We start from the raw sequence: 19,486 nt of genomic DNA on the forward strand, positions 1-19,486 counted from the left end.
CCGACCTCGACCGGTCCTGGCCGGGTTGGGCGGACCGGTCCTGGCCCGGTCAGGCGGCGGTGTCCGTGTCGCGTACCGGCGGTTGGGCGGACCGATCCCTGGCCGGGCCGGGCGTGAATCGTTTGCGACATCAGCTCCAAAGGGCCGCAAACAGCACAGCCATCCCGCAGCCGCCGACGAGGGAGCCGGCTGAGACGGCTCAGCCGAGGCGGCGGTTCTCGCGGACCAGGCCGCCCTCGCACCAGTCCCGATAGACGAAGAGGTCCGGTCGGGCCAACAGCACCCGGCCGTTGTGCGCCCAGACCTTCATCAGCTCGTCGCCGTCACGCTCGGCCTGTTCGACGAGCTTGCGGAAGCGGCGCTTGGGGTGGGCGCGGAAGTTCGTCCGGATGCCGTCGGCCGCGTAGATGTAGAGGCAGTGCAGCGCGAAACGTCGGGCCGGGCAGGTTGGATCCATCGCTAACTCGAAGAGTGTCAACACCAGCCGGTCGCCGGAGACCAGCAGGTCCCAGTCGGGTGGCATCGAGGCCAACGGCACCGAATCGGGCTTGTACGCCCAAGCTCGCAACTCCGCCGGAGTCGGATCGACGGGGTTGGCGAAGCCGTGGAACGTCGACTCCTGCACGCTCACCGGCCAACCTTCCGCTCTCGCCCGCGTTTGGCAACGCTGCCTGCGGACCCTGGCTGCTGCGGCGAAACGGTAACCCGCCGTCGGGTGCTGCGGTAGTACCCGTGAGGAGCAATTCCGCAACCGTTGGCACGGGCGGGTCCATTGCATCGACAGCACGGCCGATGATGCTCCTGTGACAATCCACGTCAGACTGCGGCGTTCAGGTGAAGCTCACTGCGGTGAGTCGACGACCGGGATCGGCTCCCGCCGTTGGGCCGCCGCGCGGTTGCGCAGCCACCGCTTGAACCACGGGAAGTCGGGCAGCCGAGCCAGGATCGGCCCGGTCACCACGGTGATCAGGACGTACGTCGCGGCCAGCGCTGCCAACCGCGGCTCGACGCTCCCGGCAGCCACCGCGAGACCGGCGATGACGATGGAGAACTCACCTCGGGGTACGAGTGCCAGGCCGGCACGCCAACGACCGGGTTCCGCGATGCCGACCCGGCGGGCGGCAAGGTAGCCGGTGAGCGTCTTCGTCGCCATGGTGACCACGGCCAACCCGAGCGCCGGCAGCAGCACCGGCGGGATGTCCCGTGGATCGGTGACCAGGCCGAAGAAGACGAAGAACACCGCCGCGAACAGGTCCCGCAGCGGCGAGAGCAACTCGGTCGCGTGGTGAGCCACCGGGCCGGAGAGCGCGATGCCGACAAGGAACGCGCCGACCGCCGCCGACACCTGGAGCTTCGCCGCGAGCCCGGCGATCAGCAGAGTCAGACCGAGTACGCCGAGCAGCAGCGCCTCCGGGTCCTTGGCCGACAGGGCGGAGGAGATGAGGTGGCCGTACCGGATGGCGACGACCAGCACGAGCAGCACAGTGCCCACCGCGACGGCGAGTGCGATGCCGCCACCGAGCAGGCCGGTGCCGGCCAGCACGGCAGTGACCAGCGGCAGGTAGAGCGCCATCGCCAGGTCCTCGATCACGAGGACCGACAGGATCACCGGGGTTTCCCGGTTACCGAGTCGTCCCAAATCGGCGAGGACCTTGGCGATCACGCCGGAGGAGGAGACCCAGGTGATGCCGCCGAGCACCAGGGCAGCGACCCAGTCCCAGCCGAGCAGCAGGGCGAAGGCCGCGCCGGGCAGCGCGTTGAACACGCCGTCGATCAGCCCGGCCGGGGCCGCCGACCGGAGGTTGCCGACCAGTTCGTTGGCCGAGTACTCCAGGCCGAGCATCACCAGCAGCAGGATGACGCCGATCTCGGCGCCCACCGCGAAGAACTCCTCGCTGGCGGCGAGCGGAAGTAGCCCACCGTGCCCGAAGGCCAGCCCGGCGAGCAGGTAGAGGGGGATGGGTGACAGGCCTACCCGGCGGCTCAGCCGACCGAGGACGCCAAGCAGCAACAGCAGCGCGCCGACTTCGACGAGCAGAGTGGTGGAATCGTGCATCCGCCTCAGCCGTCCGGGTCACTGTCGGCGAGGATGGCGGACACGCCGTCGAGACCTCTACGGGTCCCGACAACGACCACCACATCGCCGGCCGCGAAGCGGAAGGAGGGGAGTGGCGAGACGATCACTTCGCCTTCACGCAGTACAGCCACGATGGAGGCGCTGGTGCGGGTACGCGCCTTGGTGTCCCCGAGCTTCCGGTTGACGTACGGGGACCCGGCCGTGATGGCGATCTGCTCGGTGAGCAGACCGGCGGCCTGCTCGCGGAGCCCGGAGAGCTGGCCGAGCATCAGCGACGCGCCGAGGATGTCGGCCAGAGCCTCGGCCTCGTCATCGGTCAGCGGAATGTCCGACTGGCAGGCGTCGGGGTCGTCGGGATCGTAGAGAACGAGATCACGGCGGCCGTTGCGGTGGGAAACGACGCCCAGGCGACGTCCGGACTCCGTCACCAGATCGTGACGTACCCCGATCCCGGGTAAGGCGGTCTGCTCGACACGTACTCGCACCCTCCAAGGCTACCGCTTCGTGAACAGAGCGCAGATCTTGGAGGAACAGCCCTCCCCTGGCCTGCCCGGTCCGGATACCGCGACTTTCTGAAAGTCGAGTGGATCAAGCGGCCGGCACCCGCCCCGGTCGAGCGGAGCGGGCACCGATCAATTTCGGGTCAGCGGAGGCTGGCGAAGAACTCGCGGATGTCGGCGACCAGCACCTCGGTGGCCTGGTGGGCCGCGTAGTGGCCGCCGACGTCGCCCCGGCCGTCGACGTCGGTCTCGTACGCCGTCCACCGGACGATGTTCGCGTGGTCCCGATTGGCGAAGCGGCGGATGGACTGGAAGTCGCCGGGGAACATGGCCAGCGCGGTCGGGGCGGTGGTCGGATCGGTCGGCGGCTCGCCGGCGTGTGCGTCCTCCCAGTAGAGCCGGATCGCCGAGGCGGCCGTGCCGGTGAACCAGTAGAGCGCCACGTTGGCCAGGATGAAGTCGGCGTCCAGGCTCTCGTCGAAGAGTTGGGCGTTCCAGGCGAGCAGCCCCACCGGCGAGTCGGCCAGCGCGAACGCCAGGGTCTGCGGCTGCTGACTGTGCACCTGGTTGAAGGAGAACTTGTTCTCGTAGAACCACTGGAGGTGCCCGAGCGCCGCCTGGTCGGCCTCGGAGAGGCCGGCGAACTCGGCCGGGTCGCCCGAGGGGAACGAGAAGAGTTGGGTGACGTGAACGCCGAGCACCCGCTCCGGATCGACCCGGCCCAGCTCCGGCGCGATCATCGAGCCGGCGTCGTTGCCGACCGCGCCGTAGCTGTCGTACCCCAGTCGGTCCATCAGCTCGGCCCAGGCGCGGGCGATGCGGTACCGGTTCCAGCCGGCGCTGCGGGTCGGGCCGGAGAAGCCGAAGCCCGGCAGTGACGGGACGACCACGTGGAAGGCCGGCGCGTCCGGGTCGGTCGGCTCGGTGAGCGGGGCGATCACATCGAGGTACTCCAGCACCGAACCGGGCCAGCCGTGGGTGAGCACCAGCGCCGTGGCGTCCGGCCGGGACGACCGGACATGCAGGAAGTGGATCTGCTCGCCGTCGATCTCGGTGACGAACTGCGGGTGAGCGTTCAGGCGGGCCTCGACGGCACGCCAGTCGAACCCGCCTCGCCACCGGTCGACGAGGTCGCGCACCCGGTCGTTGCTCATCCCGTACGAGTCGCCGGCGCCGGGCAGGTCGGCGGGCCAGAGGGTGCGGTCCAGCCGGGCGGCCAGGTCGTCGAGGGCGGTCTGCGGGATCTCGGCGCGGAACGGGCGGATCGCGATGTCGCTCATGCTGGAACTCCTTCGGAACGGAATGTTTCGTTCTGCTATCACCATAGCAGAGCGGAACAATCCGTTCCACTGTTAGGCTGGGGGCATGTCAACGACTTCCGGCAAGACGCTGGGCGGTCGCCGCGCCCAGGCCGCCCGCAACGACGAGGTCATCCTCGAAGCCGCCCGCGCCGTCTTCCTCGACGACCCGAAGGCCCCGATCGCCGCCGTCGCGGAGCGCGCGGGCGTCGGCATCAGCGCCCTCTATCGGCGCTACGCGGGCAAGGAGGACCTGCTGCGTCAGCTCTGCCACGACGGGCTGCGCCGCTACGTCGTGGAGGCCGAGACCGCCCTCGACGAGCCGGACGACTGGGCCGCGTTCACCGGCTTCCTGGCCCGGGTGGTCGACGCCGACGTGCACTCGCTCACCGTCCACCTGGCCGGCACCTTCACCCCGACCGAGGAGATGGGCAGGGACGCGATGCGCGCCGGCGAGTTGGCCACAGCCCTGGTCGACCGGGCCCACGCCAGCGGGCGGCTGCGCCCCGACGCCGTCGTACACGATCTGGGGTTGTTGTTGGAGGCGTGCGCCGCGGTCCGCGTACCCGATCCGGAGCGGACCCGCCAACTGCGCCGCCGGCAGCTCGCGGTCCTGCTGGCCGGCCTGTCGTCGGTGCCGGACGCGGACCCGCTGCCCGGCCCGCCCCCGGCGGCCGGCGAGTTCGACTGGCGGTGGCGGCGCCGGGAGTGATGGGCGTCACGCGCTAAGGTTGAGCGGAATACGCTCAACTCTGGTTGTGTCCAACCCAATGGACAACGCCGATCCGGGGGAGCCCATGAACACCGAAAGACTCACCACCAAGAGCCGCGAAACCATCACGGGCGCTGTCGCGCTGGCCAACCAGCGTGGCCACGCCACAGTGGAGCCCTGGCACCTGCTCCTGTCACTCCTGGACACCGACGGCTCGACCGCCACCGGTCTGCTGCGCGCCGTCGGGGCCGACCCGGCCGAGCTGCGCCAGGCCGCCCAGCGCGCTGTCGACAACCTGCCGGCGGCGCGCGGCTCCAGCATCGCCGAGCCGACGTTGGCTCGGGAGTTCGTCAACGCCATCGGCGCCGCCGAGCAGATCGCCCGGCCGCTGGGCGACGAGTACACCTCCACCGAGCACCTGCTCGCCGGCCTGGCCCGGGTGGGCGGAGCGGTGTCCGGCGCTCTGAAGACCGCCGGTGCCACCGAGGAGGCCCTGGTCGCCGCCTTCCCGACCGTCCGCGGTGGGGACCGTCGGGTCACCACAGCCGACCCCGAGCAGACCTACCAGGCCCTGACCAAGTACGGCGTCGACCTCACCGCCAGCGCCCGGGACGGCAAGATCGACCCGGTCATCGGCCGGGACTCCGAGATCCGTCGGGTCATCCAGGTGCTCTCCCGGCGTACCAAGAACAACCCGGTGTTGATCGGTGAGCCCGGCGTCGGCAAGACCGCAATCGTTGAGGGCCTGGCCCAGCGGATCGTCACGGGCGACGTGCCCGAGTCCCTGCGCGACAAGAAGCTGATCTCGCTGGACCTCGGCGCGATGGTCGCCGGCGCGCAGTACCGGGGTCAGTTCGAGGAGCGGCTGAAGTCCGTCCTGGAGGAAATCAAGAACTCCAACGGGCAGGTCATCACCTTCCTCGACGAGCTGCACACCGTCGTCGGCGCCGGCAAGGGCGAGGGCTCGATGGATGCCGGCAACATGCTCAAGCCGATGCTGGCCCGTGGTGAGCTGCGGATGGTGGGCGCCACCACGCTGGACGAGTACCGCGAGCACATCGAGAAGGACCCGGCGCTGGAGCGCCGTTTCCAGCCGGTGCTGGTCGGTGAGCCGACCATCGAGGACACCATCGGCATCCTGCGCGGGCTCAAGGAGCGCTACGAGGTGCACCACGGCGTACGGATCACCGACGCCGCGCTGGTGGCCGCCGCGACGCTGTCCGACCGTTACATCACCGACCGGTTCCTGCCGGACAAGGCGATCGACCTGGTCGACGAGTCCGCGTCCCGGCTCCGAATGGAGATCGACTCGCGTCCGGTCGAGGTGGACGAGATCGAGCGGGCGGTCCGCCGGTTGGAGATCGAGGAGATGGCCCTGGCCAAGGAGCCGGACGCCGCCTCGGCCGAGCGGTTGGAGCGGCTCCGCAAGGAGTTGGCCGACAAGCGCGAGCAGCTCACAGTGCTCTCCGAGCGCTGGCAGACGGAGAAGAGCCACATCACCAAGCTCTCCACCGCCAAGGAGGAGTTGGAACGCCTCGGCGGTGAGGCCGAGCGGGCCGAGCGGGACGGCGAGCTGGAACGCGCCGCCGAGCTGCGCTACGGCCGGATCCCCGCCCTGAAGGTCGAGCTGAAGCAGGCCGCAGAGGAGCTGGCCCAGCTCCAGGCCGACGGCGCGATGCTCAAGGAGGAGGTCGGCGCGGACGACATCGCCGCGGTGGTCGCCTCCTGGACCGGCATCCCCGCCGGCCGCCTGCTGGAGGGTGAGACGGCCAAGCTGCTGCGGATGGAGGAGTCGCTGGGCGGCCGGGTGGTCGGCCAGACCGAGGCGGTCGGCGCGGTCTCCGACGCGGTACGCCGTGCCCGGGCCGGTATCGCCGACCCGGATCGCCCGACCGGCAGCTTCCTCTTCCTCGGCCCCACCGGTGTCGGCAAGACCGAGCTGGCCAAGGCGCTCGCCGAGTTCCTCTTCGACGACGAGCGGGCCATGGTCCGCATCGACATGAGCGAGTACGGCGAGAAGCACTCGGTCGCTCGCCTGGTCGGTGCCCCGCCCGGCTACGTCGGTTACAACGAGGGTGGTCAGCTCACCGAGGCGGTGCGCCGACGGCCGTACTCGGTGGTGCTGCTGGACGAGGTGGAGAAGGCCCACCCGGACGTCTTCGACGTGCTGCTCCAGGTGCTCGACGACGGCCGGCTCACCGACGGCCAGGGCCGCACTGTGGACTTCCGCAACGCGATCCTGATCCTCACGTCCAACCTCGGGTCGTCGGTGATCAGCGACCTGACGCTCGCCGACGAGCAGCGCCGGGAGGGCGTGCTGGCAGTGGTCCGGTCGCACTTCAAGCCGGAGTTCCTCAACCGGCTGGACGACATAGTGGTCTTCGCCTCGCTGCGCGGGGACGACCTGCGCTCCATCGTCGACATCCAGTTGAACCGGATGCGAAACCGTCTTGCGGACCGCCGATTGGCACTGGACGTCACCGAGTCCGCCGGTCAGTGGCTGGCCGAGCACGGCTACGACCCGATCTACGGCGCCCGCCCGCTCCGCCGGCTGGTCCAGACCGCAATCGGAGATCAACTGGCGAAGGCCCTCCTGTCCGGCCAGATCCGCGACGGCGAAACGGTGAAGGTGGACCGCGCCACCGATACCAACACCCTCTCCGTCACCGCCGCCTGATCCGTCGCACCCGGGCCGATCCCGCCTCGCAGGCGGGGTCGGCCCGACCCGTTCTGCGCCCCACCGGCGCCCCGCCGGGACGCTCCGTAGCTGCCGTATCACCAGACAATGATGTGTTTCTCCAGGTGCGCGGGGTTGTTACCGTTCCGGCCGACGCACTTGGGGAGGTGGTCGGCATGAACGGTCCCGTGGCTTACCTGGTGACGACGCTGGGGTGTCTGATCGGAGTCGCCGGGGTCGTGGTGGCGGTGGTGGCGGTGCGCAAGGGCCGCAAGGCCGCCCGACCGGCGGCACCCGTGGACCCGTTCAGGGACACCGACAGTGACGCGCTCCGCGGCGACCCGCGCAGGCTCAAGCCCGGCGACATCGTCGAGATCCGCCGGGTGTCGTACGCGGTCCGGGGCTCGGTGCATCTGAATGAGGGCGGCTGGAGCTGGGCCGAGCACCTGCTGGACACCGTCGAGGGCGACAAGCGCTGGCTCTCCGTGGAGGAGGACCCGGACCTGGAGCTGGTGCTGTGGACCGCCGAGCCGGCCGCCACGATCACCCCGGGTGCGTCCACCCTCGACTTCGCCGGCCGCCGCTACGCCTCGGAGGAGTCCGGTCAGGCCCGCTTCACGGCCACCGGCAGCACCGGCCTCGACCCCAGTGGCACCCTCCGGTACCACGACTACCGGGCCCAGGGCGGCGAACGGCTCTCCTTCGAGGCGTACGGCCAGGCCGGCTGGGAGGTCGCCCGGGGCGAGCAGTTGCACCGCGCCGACGTGATGGTGTACCCGCAGGCCGGGCCGGAGGCCAGCTGACGTGTTGGTGAGCCTCCACGCCCCGTACGTCGACACCTGCGCCGCCGACCTGAGCCTGGCACTCGGCGGCCCGGAGCGGCCCGCGTTGCACGTCCGCGACCTCACGCTGCCCGGGGACGTCCGGCTGCGGCTGCGCCTGCTCGGCGCGTCCCACCAGGTCGTGCTGGCCGAACCCGGCGGTGCGGCCGCACTCACCGAGACGGTCGCCTGCCTGCCTGGTCGGCCGCCGCACCTGCCCGGCGCCCTGCACGACGAGGCGGGCGGCTACCGCTTCACCGCCAGCGTGCTGCGCCCCGCCGACGGTGAGTTGCACACCCGGATCGCCGGGCTCCGCGCCGACCTGGCCGACGACCCGTACGCCCTGGTCGGAGTCTTTCCCGGTGACCCGGACGCGGTCACCGCGCTGGCAGTGCGCACCGACCTGCCGTACCGGTCGGTCGGCTGGCGTACCTGGCACGCGTACCCCCAGACCAATGAGCTGGTCCTGACCGAGACGGTGGTGGCACTGCCATGACATACCGACGCTGGTTCGTGGTGGGCGCGGCGACGGCCGTGGTCGGCGTGCTGGTCGCGGCCTTCGCGCTCGTCAACGGCACCTTCTCCCCGCGCGCCTACGTGCAGGACAGGTACTCGCGAGCGGCCAGCCGGGACGTCGGCCGGGAAGCGACCGCGTACACCTCGTCCAAGTCACCGACCAGTGTCGCCAAGGAACTGACCGACGCGTGGAAGCCGTCCGACCGGTACGCCGACAGCAGCGGCGTCTACCTGCGCTACGACGACGACTCGGTGGTGATCCTGCCGATCGCCACCGGCTCGGTGATCCTGCTTGAGGACATGGACACCGCTCACCCCCGCTACCACTCGACCGTCGGGTCGTACTGGGGCTGGGGACGCGGCAGCAGCGTTCGGGGCGGCGGCCCCGGCGCCGGCAAGTAGCCCGACGCCCGACCCCTTCACCTGGAGCCCTTCCGTGCAGAACCTCGTCACCGATCTGCTGGCCACCCTCGCCTTCGGCGCGGTCGGCGTCGTCCTCATGGGCGTCGGCTACGCGCTGGTCGACCTGACCACTCCTGGCAAGCTTCACGAACTGATCTGGACCGAGCGCAACCGCAACGCGGCGCTGCTGCTCGCGTCCAACCTGCTCGGCGTCGGCACCATCGTGGTCGCGGCGATCGTCGCCAGCGACGACGACTTCGCCCTGGGGCTGGTCGGCGCAGCGGCGTACGGGATCGTCGGCCTGGTCATCATGGCCGCCGCGTTCCTGCTGCTCGACGCGGTGACCCCGGGCCGGCTCGGCGAGCTGCTGGTCGACCCGGAGCCGCACCCCGCCGTGTGGGTGTCGGCCGTGGTGCACGTGGCCACCGGCGCGATCATCGCCGCCGCGATCCTCTGATGACCGGGGGACCGCGACCGGGCGGTGCCGGCCGGCCGTACCCGGGGCGGTCATGAGCACCGGGGCGCCGCCGGTGGTCGACGGCGGCACCGAGGCCCGGCCGCACTGGCGGCTGGCCCGCGCGGCGGTGCTGGTCGCGGTCTTCGTCTGCGCCGCCTGCGGGCTGGTCTACGAGCTGGCCCTGGTGGCGCTCGGCAGCTACCTGATCGGCGACACCGTCGGGCAGGCGTCGATCGTGCTCGGCGTGATGGTCTTCGCGATGGGGGTCGGCGCGCTGGTCGCGAAGCCGTTGCAGTCCCGGGCCGCCGCTGCGTTCGCGGTGATCGAACTGACCCTGGCCCTGCTCGGTGGTCTGTCCGTGCTCGGCCTCTACGCCGCCTTCGCCTGGCTCGACCTGTACGGCCCGGCGCTGGTCGGCACCGCCTTCGTGCTGGGCCTGCTGATCGGCGCGGAGATTCCGCTGCTGATGGTGATGCTGCAGCGCATCCGGGAGCAGGCCGCCGGCAGTGCGGTGGCCGACCTGTTCGCCGCCGACTACGTCGGCGCGCTGCTCGGTGGGCTCGCCTTTCCGTTCCTGTTGATCCCCGTCTTCGGCCAGCTCAAGGGTGCCCTTGTGGTCGGCGCGGTGAACGCGGTGGCCGGTCTCGCCCTGGTCTGCACGGTGTTCCGGAGGGAGCTGAGCCGCCGGGCCCGGCTCGTCCTCGGCGCCGGCTCTGTCGTGGTCGCGCTCTGCCTGGGGTACGCCTGGGTGACCGCCGCCGACTTCGAGGTGACCGCCCGGCAGCAGCTCTACCGGGACCCCGTGGTGTACGCCGAACGCTCCCGTTACCAGGAGATCGTGCTGACCCGGTCGGTGCGGGAGGTCGGCCACGCCGACACCGACCTGCGGTTGTTCCTCAATGGTGATCTCCAGTTCAGCTCGGTCGACGAGTACCGCTACCACGAGGCGCTGGTGCATCCGGCGATGCGCGGCCCGCGCGGCGACGTCCTGGTTCTCGGTGCCGGCGACGGCCTCGCCGTCCGGGAGATCCTGCGGTACCCGGACGTCCGCCGGGTGACAGTGGTCGACCTCGACCCGGCGGTGGTGGCGCTGGCCAGCACCGTGCCGCAACTGCGGGCGCTCAACGGCGGCTCGCTCGACGACCCCCGCGTACGGGTGCTGAACACTGACGCGTTCGGCTGGCTGCGTACCGCCGCCGAGCGCTTCGACGTGGTGGTCGCCGACCTGCCCGACCCGGACGAGACCGCCACCGCCAAGCTCTACACCGTCGAGTTCTACGCGCTGATCAGGTCGGTGCTCGCCGAGCAGGGACGGCTGGTGGTGCAGTCTGGCTCGCCGTACTTCGCGCCCCGCTCATACTGGTCGATCGATGCGTCGGTGCGGGAGGCCGGCTTCGCCACAGTGCCGTACCACGTCGACGTGCCGTCCTTCGGCGACTGGGGTTTCCTGCTGGCCACGGCGGGAACCGTCCCGCCGGTGCTGGAACTGCCGGCCGACGCGCCCCGGCTGCGTTTCCTCGACCCGGACGTGCTGCGGGCGGCGGCGGCCTTTCCGCCCGACCGCGCCCGCCTGAACGTGCCCCCCAGCACCCTCCTCCAACCGAGGGTCCTCGACTACGCCCGCACGGAGTGGCGCGGCTACTGACCCCACCAGTGGACGCCTGAACACGGCGGCTGTGTCAGAAGAGTCCGCTCATGGCGCAAACCTCTTGATTAACGGGATGGAGTGGGGGTGGACGGGGAAAGGGTGGAGGCATGTTTGGGATGCGGAAGGCTTGGGAGCGCGAATTGAGCGCCGCCGTCGACGAGTTGGTGGCGGCTGACACGCTCGCCTTTGGTGGGGTGGGGATCGCGGGCACGCTGTTGCCGGTGACGGAGGCGTACCACCGGGTCGAGGCCGCCCTCAGCGACCACCCCGAGGAGGTACGCCGCCAGCTCGACCGGGTGCTGGCCGACGCCACACCCGCCGGCCGGGCGTACGCGGCCACGCTGTTGGAGCGGGTCGACCCGGAGGCGGCCCGAGCGGCCTGGACGTCGCTGCGGGACGACCCGAGCGAGTTCACCACCTTCGTCGGCTGCGTGATGGACCGCGAAACCCTCGGCACGTACGCCAGTCGGCGGCTCGCCGCAGCATGATCCATTCGCCGGTCGGTGCTGCCCGATTGGTTCTGCCGGTCGCCGACGCCGCGCCGTACGTTGCGAGCCATGAGCCCGCCCGCCACCGCGCCGCGTCCGCCCCGCCCGGCCACCGTGACCATCGCCTTCTGGCTGCAACTGGCCGTGGTGCTGGTGCTGCTCGGCCTGGCCGCGCTGACGGTGGCCCAGGCGGTGCACTTCGACGGCCAGATCGACCGCGCGGTACGACTGGTGCCGGACGCCGACCCGGACGAGGTGACAGGCGAGCGGCAGGGCAACGTGGCGACGGCGCTGATCTTCGGCGTGCCGGCGGTGCTGCTCGCGGTCTGGCTGGCCGCCACGGTCGTCCCGGTCCGGCGGGGCGGCAACGTCGCGCGGATCCTGGTCTTCGTGGCCAGTGGCGCACAATTGCTGGTCTGTTTCGCGCAGTGCTGTTCCGGAGGGTTTCTCGTACCGCTGCTGGCCATGCCGGAGATCGCGGCGGAGCCGCCACCGGGTTGGGACGAAGAGTGGGAGACCTCGACGTTCTTCGACACGCTCTACGCCGGCACGGATCCCTGGGACGACCTGTTCTTCCCCGCGGCAGGGCTGGGTGTGCTCACCGTTCTGGCCCTCTCCGCAGCCGTGGTCCTGCTGCTCGCGCTGCCGCCGGCGAACCGCTGGTTCGTGCCGCGTACCGCGAACGAGGCCTTGCCCGGCCCGGCCTGGGCGATGCCCGTTCCTGCCTACACCCCGACCGGTTACGGATATCCGACAGCTCCGCTCGTTCCGGGCTTCCTGCCGCCGAACCAGCCACTCCCACCCGGCTACCTGATCTGCCCCGACCCGGCCGCGCACCTGACGCCGGGCGCGTCGGGCACCTCACCAGGGCCGACCGAACCGCCGGCGGCGCCTCCGAAGGACCCACCCGACCACCTTCGCTAGCTGAGCTGTCGGCCACAGCGCGGGCCTTCCTGGTGCCGAGGGTTGTTACCGTCTGCGCCGACGTACCTGGGGAGGTGGTCGGGTGGACGCGCTGGTGACGTGCCTGGTGGCGGCTGTTGCCGTACTCGCGGTGGTAGTGGTCGTAGTGCGGGAACGCCGACGGCCGACGGGCCGGCCCGACGGCCAGCCGGCGGAGCCACCGCGCGGCGGCCCGCTCCGCCTGACTCCTGGCGACCGCGTGCGGATCCGTGAGCGGGAGTACGCGGTGAGTGCCACGATCCGCCTGGTCGAAGGCGACTGGAGTTGGGTGCAGCACCTCCTCGACGACGACTCCGGCACCCGTCACCGGCTCTCCGTGGAGGACGGCCCCGAGCTCGAGCTGGTGTTCTGGACCGCCGAACCGGGCGCCACCGTCACCCCGGGCGCCCCGACCATCGAACTCGGCGGGCGGCGCTACACCTGGGCCGAGACCGGGCAGGCGCGTTACACCGCCACCGGCGAGACCGAGTTGCCGTCGGCCGGGACGATGCGCTACCACGACTACCAGTCTGGTGGCGCCGCGCGGCTCTCCTTCGAGGCGTACGGCGAAGAGGGTTGGCGGGTCGCCCGCGGTGACCTGCTCGACCCCGCCGACCTGACGATCCGCCCGCCCCGTGCCTGAGGCTCGCTGAGCCGGACCGGACGGACGCGCCGGGCTCGTCACGGCATGCCGAACTGGCCGGTTGTCGATACGGTGTGGGCGCGATCTTAGGGAAGGAGAATCGTGGTCGATTCCCAGAGCACGCCGGCCCGTCAGCGGCCATCCATTGTGTCGATTTCCAGTTACCTGCTCTTCCTGTTCCTGGCACTTCAGGTGATCAGTCTGATCATCACGCTCAGCACCTTCGGCAAGACGCGGGACGCGCTCCGTGCGGCGTACGAGGGCAGTGCCACCGACGGTGAGCAGGTGGCCGACGTCTTCGCCGTCATCGGCATCGGCGGGAGCATCGTCCTGCTGCTGCTCGCGGTCGTGCTGGGCGTGCTGGCCCTGTTCAACAACCAGGGCCTCAACGGCGCCCGGATCACCACCTGGATCGTCGGCGGCATCATGGTCTGCTGCGTGGGCGGTGGCCTGCTCAGCAACGCGGCCGGCGGCTTCAACACCGGTGGCGGGACGCCCGACGGCGGGCCGAGCCCCGAGGAGATCCAGCGTCGCCTGGAGGAGGCCCTGCCCTCCTGGGTCACCCCGGTCAGCCTCCTGCTCGGCGTGCTCAGCCTGATCGCGCTGATCGCGGCGCTCGTCCTGCTGGCTCTGCCGAAGGCCAACCCGTTCTTCCGCAAGCAGACCGCGGGCTGGGAGCCGCCGACCCCGGGCGCCAGCTACCCGGGTAACCCGCAGGCGCCCGGCCAGCCGGGCTACCCGCAGGCATCGGGTGAGCCGGGTTATCCGTCGAGTGGGGAGCCGAGCTACCCGCCGCCACCGGCCGCGAACCGGCCGGACGACACGCCGCCCACGGATCGGCCCGGGTCAACCCCGCCGCCGACCAGCTGACGGCTCGATAAGCACGACGCCGACGATCCCTCCGAGTAGGTTGCAACCCGACGCCTACCGGAGGGATTCGTCGTGTCGTACCCGGAATCGGCACCGGCCCGTCGGCCCGCCGCCGTCCTGTCGGCCACTGCCGTGCTGTTGGTGATGGCGGTCGCGGCGCTCGCGTACGCCGTGGTCGACCTGGTGGTGCTGGGCGGGACGGTCGACGCGTTCCGCTCCGCCGCCCGCGACACCTCGGCGAGCCCGGAGCAGATCGACGACGTGGTGACTCTCCTCCGCGCTTCTGCGGTGCTGTCGGCGGTGGTGGCGGTGCTCTCCGCGCCGTTGCTCGCCGGCCTGGCCCTGGGGCTGCTGACCGGTCGCAACGGCGTCCGGGTGGCGACCTGGGTGGTCAGCGGGCTCGGCCTGCTCGCCGGCTGCTGCAGCGTGGCGGTGGTCGTCGGCGAACGGTCCGCGCCACTGCAACTGGGCTCCGGCGAGCAGGCTCTCGCCGAGTTGCTGGGTCTGATCGGCGACGCCTACCCGTCCTGGTGGATCCCACTCAACGCCGGGCTTTCCGTCGCACAGGCGCTCGGTTACCTTGTAGTAGCTACGCTGCTGGCGCTGCCGACGGCGAACAGCTGGTTCGGCCGCCACCGCTCGACCGCGCCAACCGCACCGCCCGTGTTCACGCCAGCCACGCACCAGCCCCCGTCGGCGCCGCATACGCCCCCGTACCCGCCCAGGTGAGGACCACTCCGTGACGCTCGACCCCACGACTGCCGAGCGCCGAGCCCTGATCACCGGGGCCACCGCCGGCATCGGCGCGGCGTTCACGCGACGACTGGCCGCCGACGGCTGGCACCTGGTGCTCGTTGCCCGCGACGCGGCGCGGCTGACCGAGTTGGCCACCGAGCTGGGTTCCACGTACGGACGCGAGGTGGAGACGATCCCGGCGGATCTGTCCACCGACGACGGCTGCGCCATCGTGGAGCAGCGGCTCGCCGACGGCAGCCCGGTGCACCTGCTGGTCAACAATGCGGGGATCAGCCTGAACAAACCGTTCCTGCGCTCGACTGCGGAGGACGAGGCGCGGCTGTTGCGACTCAACGTGCACGCGGTCATGCGGTTGACCCTGGCGGCGCTCCGACCGATGACTGAACGGCGAAATGGGGCAGTGATAAATGTCTCTTCGGTCGCCGGTTTCGGTACGGCGATGCCCGGATCGACGTACTCCGCCAGCAAGGCGTGGGTCACCAACTTCAGTGAGTCCGTCGGGCAGTCGGCGCGGCCGTTCGGCGTTCGCGTGATGGCCCTCTGCCCCGGCTACACCCGCACCGAATTCCATCAGCGGGCCGGCATCAACATGTCCAAGACGCCCGAGTGGCTGTGGCTGCGAGCCGAGGATGTCGTGGACGAAGCCCTGCGTGACCTGCGCAAAGGCAAGATGGTCAGCATCCCGGCGTGGAAGTACAAGGTGGTCGTCGCCGGCATGCGACACGCGCCGCGGCGGCTGCTCCAGGCGGTCGCGCGGGACACCCGCGGCCGGATCGGTCGCGACGAGCGCTGAGCTTCGACCAGCCCGTAGACCCCCGGCGAGTGGTGGGACGGCGTTGGCGCGCCGCTGTCGGGCCAGTTGCTGAGCGTAGTCGAACATCGCCAGTCATCGGTTCCCCCCGGGGCTGATCAGGGTGGACCCCGCACGCGGCGTTCAGAGTTGCGCAGTAACCTCTATCGCCATGGGGGACCACGACGACCTGCGTAAATTCATTACCGACCTGGCTGTGGTCCACGGGCGGGTCGTGCTCTCGTCGGGGCGCGAGGCAGACTGGTACGTGGATCTGCGGCGCGTCACGCTCCATCACCGGGCCGCTCCTCTGGTCGGCCGGGTGTTGCTCGACCTCACCGCCGACTGGGAGTTCGACGCCGTTGGGGGCCTCACCCTGGGCGCGGACCCTGTCGCGCTCTCGATGCTGCACGCCGCCGCTCCGACCGGCCGGGCCCTGGACGCCTTTGTGGTGCGCAAGGCGGGCAAGGCCCACGGTCTTCAGCGGCGGATCGAGGGACCGGAGGTGGCTGGCCGCCGAGTGTTGGCGGTGGAGGACACATCCACGACGGGCGGAAGTGTTTTGACCGCTGTCGAGGCGCTTCGCGAGGCCGGGGCGGAAGTCGTGGGCGTGGTGGTTATTGTTGATCGAGGCGCCGGCGACGCGGTGCGAGCCGCCGGATTGCCGTACCGGGCGGCCTATACGTTGGCTGACCTCGGCCTTGTGGCGTAAAAGTCTGCCGATTCGGATCTGCTGATATGCAGGCGGATCGATGCTGCTGGTGGAAGGATGGAATACGTGGGAACTGCGTTGGCCGAAATGACTATGCCTCAGATCTCGCCGCTAAACGGCGAGCCGATCGAACGTGCCGATGCCGAGCGTCTCGCCGGGGTCCTCAAGGCCCTTGCTGATCCTGCTCGGTTGCGGCTGCTCAGCCTGATCCAGTCGGCCCCCGAGGGCGAGGCGTGCGTCTGTGACCTGACGGCGCCGCTCGGCCTCTCTCAGCCGACGGTCAGTCATCACCTGCGTATCCTCACCGAGGCTGGCTTGTTGCAGCGGGAGAAGCGCGGTGTCTGGGCGTACTACAGCCTGGTCCCGAGTGCGATCGCGACGATCGCCGACCTGCTGACCCCGCCGCGTAAGCGGGCCACCAAGAAGGCCCGCTGACGTAGGCACTACACGCCGTCCCGAGCCGGGGCGGCGTCCGGTGGCGAGCCAGGGGTGGCGCCACCGGTGGTTGACACCTGCTCGTCCCCGGTCGCACCACCGGAGGCCGGGTTCGACATGCCGACGGCCGACCCCCTCACCAGGGGGCCGGCCGTCGTCGTACCGCTCAACGGTCCTGACCGTGCTCCGGGCGCTGATGGCCGTGCTGGTGCCCGTCGTGGTCGAACGCCTCGCGGGCCGCCTCCACGGCGCCGGCGGCACTGGCCGCCGCGACCACCGCGACCGCCTCGCCGCGCTTACGAGCCCGCCTGTCGCGCAGGAACTCGAAGAAGATCGGCAGCACCGAGATCAGAATGATCAGGGCCACCACCGGCAGGATGTAGTGGTCGATTTTGTCGCCGATGGCCTGGTAGATCTGCTCGGCCAGCAGGTAGCCGATCAGCAGGATGCCGTCCACCCAGAGCACCGCGCCCACGATGTTCCAGAGCAGGAACTTCTTGGCCGGCATGCCGAGCGCGCCCGCGACCGGGTTGAGGAACGTCCGGACGATCGGAATGAAGCGCGCCAGCACGACGGCCTTCGCCGGGCCGAACTTCTGGAAGTAGTACTCGGCCTTCTCCACGTACTCCTTCTTGAAGAGCCGGGAGTTCGGCCGCTCGAACATCGGCCGGCCGTACCGCGCGCCGAGCCAGTGCCCCAGCTGTGCGCCGACGATCGCGCAGATCGGCCCACCGATCAGCAGGCCGGCAAGGGAGAGGCGGGTGCCGTCGCCGAAGATCGCGTCCGCCACCGGTGACGAGGCGACCCCGGCGAGGAACAGCAGCGAGTCACCCGGGAAGAAGAAGCCCACCAGCAGGCCGGTCTCGGCGAAGAGGATCACCCACACGCCGATCAGCCCGAAGGTCTGCAACAGATCCTTGGGATCGAGCGGGTTCAGGGCGACGCTCTCCACGAGAGCGCGGGTCTTCTCAGCTGTGTCCACGGCCACAAAGGGTACCGAAGCCCAAGGCCCCGGCCGCGCCGGACCGGCCCGTCACCACCCGCCCGCGCTGTGGGCTCCAACGACGGTGCCCCGCCGACCGTGGTGGTCGGCGGGGCACCGGTGGTGCGGGGTGGGTCAGGCGACGAAGCGGGTCCGGCGGCGCTTGGCCACCAGGTAGCCGCCGACGCCCGCGGCGAGCAGCAGCGCGCCGAGGCCGGCGATCAGCCCGGTGGACTGACCGGTGATCGGCAGCGAGCCGCCGTCACCGTCGCCGTCGCCACCGCCCGTGCCGCCGGTCGCGTTGACCAGGATCTTGGCGACGTCGTTGGCCGGCTTCAGGTCCTCGGTGAAGCCCTCGCACTCGCACTTGGCGTTGATGGTGACGGTGCCCGCCGCGTTCTCGATCACCTTGTCGATCCGGAGGCCGATGTCGACCAGCTGCTTCTCGCCGACACCGATGAAGATGTCCGGGTAGCAGCGGTAGAGCTTCGCGCCCGGCTTGCCGGCGTTCTCCCAGTCCTGCTGGTCGCCGTCGAGCGGCGCGCAGAACTCGGGAACCTCGACCGCGGTGGTGCCCTCCGGAACGGCAATGTCGATCTTGGTGACTGGCGAGCCCGAGCGACCGAAGTCCAGCGCGGCCGGTCCGTCGTTGCGGACTCCGACGGAGGCCGTGACCACGTCGCCGGCCTTGCCGGTCAGCTGGCCGCCGACCGCCACCAGGTCCGTGCCGTTCTTGCCGGTGACCTTGACGGTCATGCCGGACCAGTTGTTCATGGGGTCGGTGTCAGCCTGGAAGCCGCGCGCCCCCATCTTGGACGGGACCTCCGGAAGGCTCAGGACCGGACCGTTGCCGGGCTTCCCAACCGAGATGCCCCCGGCCTGGAGGTAGGCGTTGAAGTCCTCGAACTCGGCGATCGTCATCCAGTTGTAGTAGCCGTACTCGCTGCCCGGCGCGTAGGTGTCCTTGCCGAGCACGTAGGACAGCGAAACCGAGCGGGCCGCTCCAGCGGCGGTTACCTCGTCGAAGGCGCAGGTCCGCAGGTGACCGTCCTCGTAGGTGCAGTTGCTGTACTGCTTCTCCGGGCGGATCGCGTAGTCCAGGTCGAAGACCACGGCCGCTCCCTTGGCGGCGGTCTTGCCAGCGTTGCTGAGCGTCAGCGGAGCGCTGAACGTGCCGCCAGGAGCGGACGAGATGTTGGTCTCCTCGCCCGGGGCGGCCAGGTCGACGCCCTCGCCGATCCGCAGCTTGGCGGTGTGGCTGGCCGGAGCGAGACCCTCGGCGCTGACCGTGACCTTGAGGTTGCCGGTGTCGCCGTCGGCAGCCTTCGCGGCCGGCGTCAGGGCCACCTCGAAGAGGCCGCCGAAGGCCCACTCCTCGAGACCGATCTCGAAGGGGTCGGTGCAGACCAGAACGCCGGCCTCCGGCGACTTGCAGTCGAAGCTCGACGATTCGGGCTTGACCTGGACGACGCCGCTCAGGTCCCGGTAGTCGTAGGTGACGGTGAGGCCTTCGACCACCACCGGCTCGGAGGCGAACAGGAGGGGGGAGTCGATCTTGCCTTCGGACCCCGCGGCAATCGTGGTGTCGCTGAAATAGACGCCCAGTTCGATGGGCGCCTCCGGGGCAGCGACGGCCGGGCTGGCGGCGGCGGCGACGAACGCGCCTGCTACGCCCAGTCCGGCGAGCCAACGCCGGGTGGAGTGGGTGAGCATGAGGGGGGTTCCTCCAGTTGGGGGATCAGGTGGAGCCTGCGGATCTT

At 70.5% G+C, this 19,486-nt stretch carries 21 protein-coding genes; 15 read left to right on the forward strand and 6 right to left on the reverse strand.

Going from position 1 to position 19,486, the window contains the following annotated elements; genetic code table 11:
- Nucleotides 1-199: 199 nt before the first annotated feature.
- The 4 genes from MED15_RS19960 to MED15_RS19975 form a co-directional block, all read right to left on the reverse strand.
- Entirely contained in the window at nucleotides 200-631 is a 432-nt protein-coding gene (locus tag MED15_RS19960; protein WP_112677468.1) for a hypothetical protein, read from the reverse strand.
- 210 nt (nucleotides 632-841) lie between these two features.
- Complete coding sequence (locus MED15_RS19965) at nucleotides 842-2,056, reverse strand: cation:proton antiporter (RefSeq protein WP_112736619.1); 1,215 nt, start codon at nucleotides 2,054-2,056, stop codon at nucleotides 842-844.
- Between the two features lie 5 nt (nucleotides 2,057-2,061).
- Nucleotides 2,062-2,562 (reverse strand): cation:proton antiporter regulatory subunit, encoded by a 501-nt coding sequence (locus MED15_RS19970; RefSeq protein WP_030332098.1) that lies wholly within the window; start codon nucleotides 2,560-2,562, stop codon nucleotides 2,062-2,064.
- 158 nt (nucleotides 2,563-2,720) lie between these two features.
- On the reverse strand, nucleotides 2,721-3,857 hold the full coding sequence (locus MED15_RS19975) for an epoxide hydrolase family protein (RefSeq protein WP_112736621.1): 1,137 nt from the start codon (nucleotides 3,855-3,857) through the stop codon (nucleotides 2,721-2,723).
- 85 nt (nucleotides 3,858-3,942) lie between these two features.
- On the opposite strand from MED15_RS19975, the gene MED15_RS19980 reads away from it, so the two are divergent.
- From MED15_RS19980 to MED15_RS20050, 15 genes are all read left to right on the forward strand, one after another.
- Nucleotides 3,943-4,587, forward strand: coding sequence for a TetR/AcrR family transcriptional regulator (locus MED15_RS19980; RefSeq protein ID WP_112736623.1), 645 nt, complete (start codon nucleotides 3,943-3,945; stop codon nucleotides 4,585-4,587).
- An 85-nt stretch (nucleotides 4,588-4,672) separates the two neighbouring features.
- Complete coding sequence (clpB, locus tag MED15_RS19985) at nucleotides 4,673-7,264, forward strand: ATP-dependent chaperone ClpB (protein WP_112700016.1); 2,592 nt, start codon at nucleotides 4,673-4,675, stop codon at nucleotides 7,262-7,264.
- Nucleotides 7,265-7,440: 176 nt separating this feature from the next.
- Nucleotides 7,441-8,067, forward strand: a complete 627-nt coding sequence (locus MED15_RS19990) for a DUF4178 domain-containing protein (protein ID WP_112603363.1) — start codon at nucleotides 7,441-7,443, stop codon at nucleotides 8,065-8,067.
- Nucleotide 8,068: 1 nt separating this feature from the next.
- Nucleotides 8,069-8,581: a DUF2617 family protein gene (locus MED15_RS19995; protein WP_112603345.1), complete on the forward strand. Its 513-nt coding sequence runs from the start codon at nucleotides 8,069-8,071 to the stop codon at nucleotides 8,579-8,581.
- The gene (locus MED15_RS20000; RefSeq protein WP_112586117.1) at nucleotides 8,578-9,003 is read left to right on the forward strand and encodes a DUF4247 domain-containing protein; all 426 of its coding nucleotides are present in this window, start codon (nucleotides 8,578-8,580) and stop codon (nucleotides 9,001-9,003) included. The genes MED15_RS19995 and MED15_RS20000 overlap by 4 nt, the downstream gene beginning before the upstream one ends.
- A gap of 34 nt (nucleotides 9,004-9,037) precedes the next feature.
- The gene (locus MED15_RS20005) at nucleotides 9,038-9,460 is read left to right on the forward strand and encodes a DUF350 domain-containing protein (RefSeq protein WP_112586119.1); all 423 of its coding nucleotides are present in this window, start codon (nucleotides 9,038-9,040) and stop codon (nucleotides 9,458-9,460) included.
- A gap of 52 nt (nucleotides 9,461-9,512) precedes the next feature.
- Complete coding sequence (locus MED15_RS20010) at nucleotides 9,513-11,105, forward strand: polyamine aminopropyltransferase (protein WP_112700014.1); 1,593 nt, start codon at nucleotides 9,513-9,515, stop codon at nucleotides 11,103-11,105.
- A gap of 110 nt (nucleotides 11,106-11,215) precedes the next feature.
- Complete coding sequence (locus tag MED15_RS20015) at nucleotides 11,216-11,596, forward strand: hypothetical protein (RefSeq protein WP_112586124.1); 381 nt, start codon at nucleotides 11,216-11,218, stop codon at nucleotides 11,594-11,596.
- Nucleotides 11,597-11,665: 69 nt separating this feature from the next.
- Nucleotides 11,666-12,520, forward strand: coding sequence for a hypothetical protein (locus MED15_RS20020; protein ID WP_112736625.1), 855 nt, complete (start codon nucleotides 11,666-11,668; stop codon nucleotides 12,518-12,520).
- Nucleotides 12,521-12,602: 82 nt separating this feature from the next.
- Nucleotides 12,603-13,181 (forward strand): DUF4178 domain-containing protein, encoded by a 579-nt coding sequence (locus tag MED15_RS20025; RefSeq protein ID WP_112736627.1) that lies wholly within the window; start codon nucleotides 12,603-12,605, stop codon nucleotides 13,179-13,181.
- A 102-nt stretch (nucleotides 13,182-13,283) separates the two neighbouring features.
- Nucleotides 13,284-14,051, forward strand: a complete 768-nt coding sequence (locus MED15_RS20030; protein WP_112736629.1) for a hypothetical protein — start codon at nucleotides 13,284-13,286, stop codon at nucleotides 14,049-14,051.
- Nucleotides 14,052-14,123: 72 nt separating this feature from the next.
- Nucleotides 14,124-14,780 (forward strand): hypothetical protein, encoded by a 657-nt coding sequence (locus MED15_RS20035; protein WP_112730372.1) that lies wholly within the window; start codon nucleotides 14,124-14,126, stop codon nucleotides 14,778-14,780.
- Nucleotides 14,781-14,790: 10 nt separating this feature from the next.
- Nucleotides 14,791-15,600 carry an SDR family NAD(P)-dependent oxidoreductase gene (locus MED15_RS20040; protein ID WP_112586134.1) on the forward strand — a complete coding sequence of 270 codons (810 nt, stop codon included), beginning with the start codon at nucleotides 14,791-14,793 and terminating at the stop codon, nucleotides 15,598-15,600.
- 169 nt (nucleotides 15,601-15,769) lie between these two features.
- The gene (gene pyrE / locus MED15_RS20045) at nucleotides 15,770-16,309 is read left to right on the forward strand and encodes an orotate phosphoribosyltransferase (RefSeq protein ID WP_112586136.1); all 540 of its coding nucleotides are present in this window, start codon (nucleotides 15,770-15,772) and stop codon (nucleotides 16,307-16,309) included.
- Between the two features lie 57 nt (nucleotides 16,310-16,366).
- Nucleotides 16,367-16,744 carry an ArsR/SmtB family transcription factor gene (locus MED15_RS20050; RefSeq protein WP_030332125.1) on the forward strand — a complete coding sequence of 126 codons (378 nt, stop codon included), beginning with the start codon at nucleotides 16,367-16,369 and terminating at the stop codon, nucleotides 16,742-16,744.
- A gap of 166 nt (nucleotides 16,745-16,910) precedes the next feature.
- Here MED15_RS20050 and MED15_RS20055 read toward each other — a convergent pair whose 3' ends face one another.
- Both MED15_RS20055 and MED15_RS20060 read right to left on the reverse strand, forming a co-directional pair.
- Nucleotides 16,911-17,732 carry a DedA family protein gene (locus MED15_RS20055; RefSeq protein ID WP_112586138.1) on the reverse strand — a complete coding sequence of 274 codons (822 nt, stop codon included), beginning with the start codon at nucleotides 17,730-17,732 and terminating at the stop codon, nucleotides 16,911-16,913.
- 129 nt (nucleotides 17,733-17,861) lie between these two features.
- Nucleotides 17,862-19,439 (reverse strand): LPXTG cell wall anchor domain-containing protein, encoded by a 1,578-nt coding sequence (locus tag MED15_RS20060; protein WP_112586140.1) that lies wholly within the window; start codon nucleotides 19,437-19,439, stop codon nucleotides 17,862-17,864.
- Nucleotides 19,440-19,486: the final 47 nt, after the last annotated feature.

It is taken from the genome of Micromonospora noduli (assembly GCF_003264475.1).
Classification (GTDB): domain Bacteria; phylum Actinomycetota; class Actinomycetes; order Mycobacteriales; family Micromonosporaceae; genus Micromonospora; species Micromonospora noduli.

Bases quoted from the DNA above. Each gene is read 5' to 3' on its own strand.
- MED15_RS19965 (WP_112736619.1), bottom strand. From the start codon at position 2,056: ATGCACGATTCCACCACTCTGCTCGTCGAAGTCGGCGCGCTGCTGTTG.
- MED15_RS19975 (WP_112736621.1), bottom strand. From the start codon at position 3,857: ATGAGCGACATCGCGATCCGCCCGTTCCGCGCCGAGATCCCGCAGACC.
- MED15_RS19980 (WP_112736623.1), top strand. From the start codon at position 3,943: ATGTCAACGACTTCCGGCAAGACGCTGGGCGGTCGCCGCGCCCAGGCC.
- clpB (WP_112700016.1), top strand. From the start codon at position 4,673: ATGAACACCGAAAGACTCACCACCAAGAGCCGCGAAACCATCACGGGC.
- MED15_RS19990 (WP_112603363.1), top strand. From the start codon at position 7,441: ATGAACGGTCCCGTGGCTTACCTGGTGACGACGCTGGGGTGTCTGATC.
- MED15_RS20000 (WP_112586117.1), top strand. From the start codon at position 8,578: ATGACATACCGACGCTGGTTCGTGGTGGGCGCGGCGACGGCCGTGGTC.
- MED15_RS20010 (WP_112700014.1), top strand. From the start codon at position 9,513: ATGAGCACCGGGGCGCCGCCGGTGGTCGACGGCGGCACCGAGGCCCGG.
- MED15_RS20015 (WP_112586124.1), top strand. From the start codon at position 11,216: ATGTTTGGGATGCGGAAGGCTTGGGAGCGCGAATTGAGCGCCGCCGTC.
- MED15_RS20020 (WP_112736625.1), top strand. From the start codon at position 11,666: ATGAGCCCGCCCGCCACCGCGCCGCGTCCGCCCCGCCCGGCCACCGTG.
- pyrE (WP_112586136.1), top strand. From the start codon at position 15,770: ATGGGGGACCACGACGACCTGCGTAAATTCATTACCGACCTGGCTGTG.
- MED15_RS20050 (WP_030332125.1), top strand. From the start codon at position 16,367: ATGGAATACGTGGGAACTGCGTTGGCCGAAATGACTATGCCTCAGATC.
- MED15_RS20060 (WP_112586140.1), bottom strand. From the start codon at position 19,439: ATGCTCACCCACTCCACCCGGCGTTGGCTCGCCGGACTGGGCGTAGCA.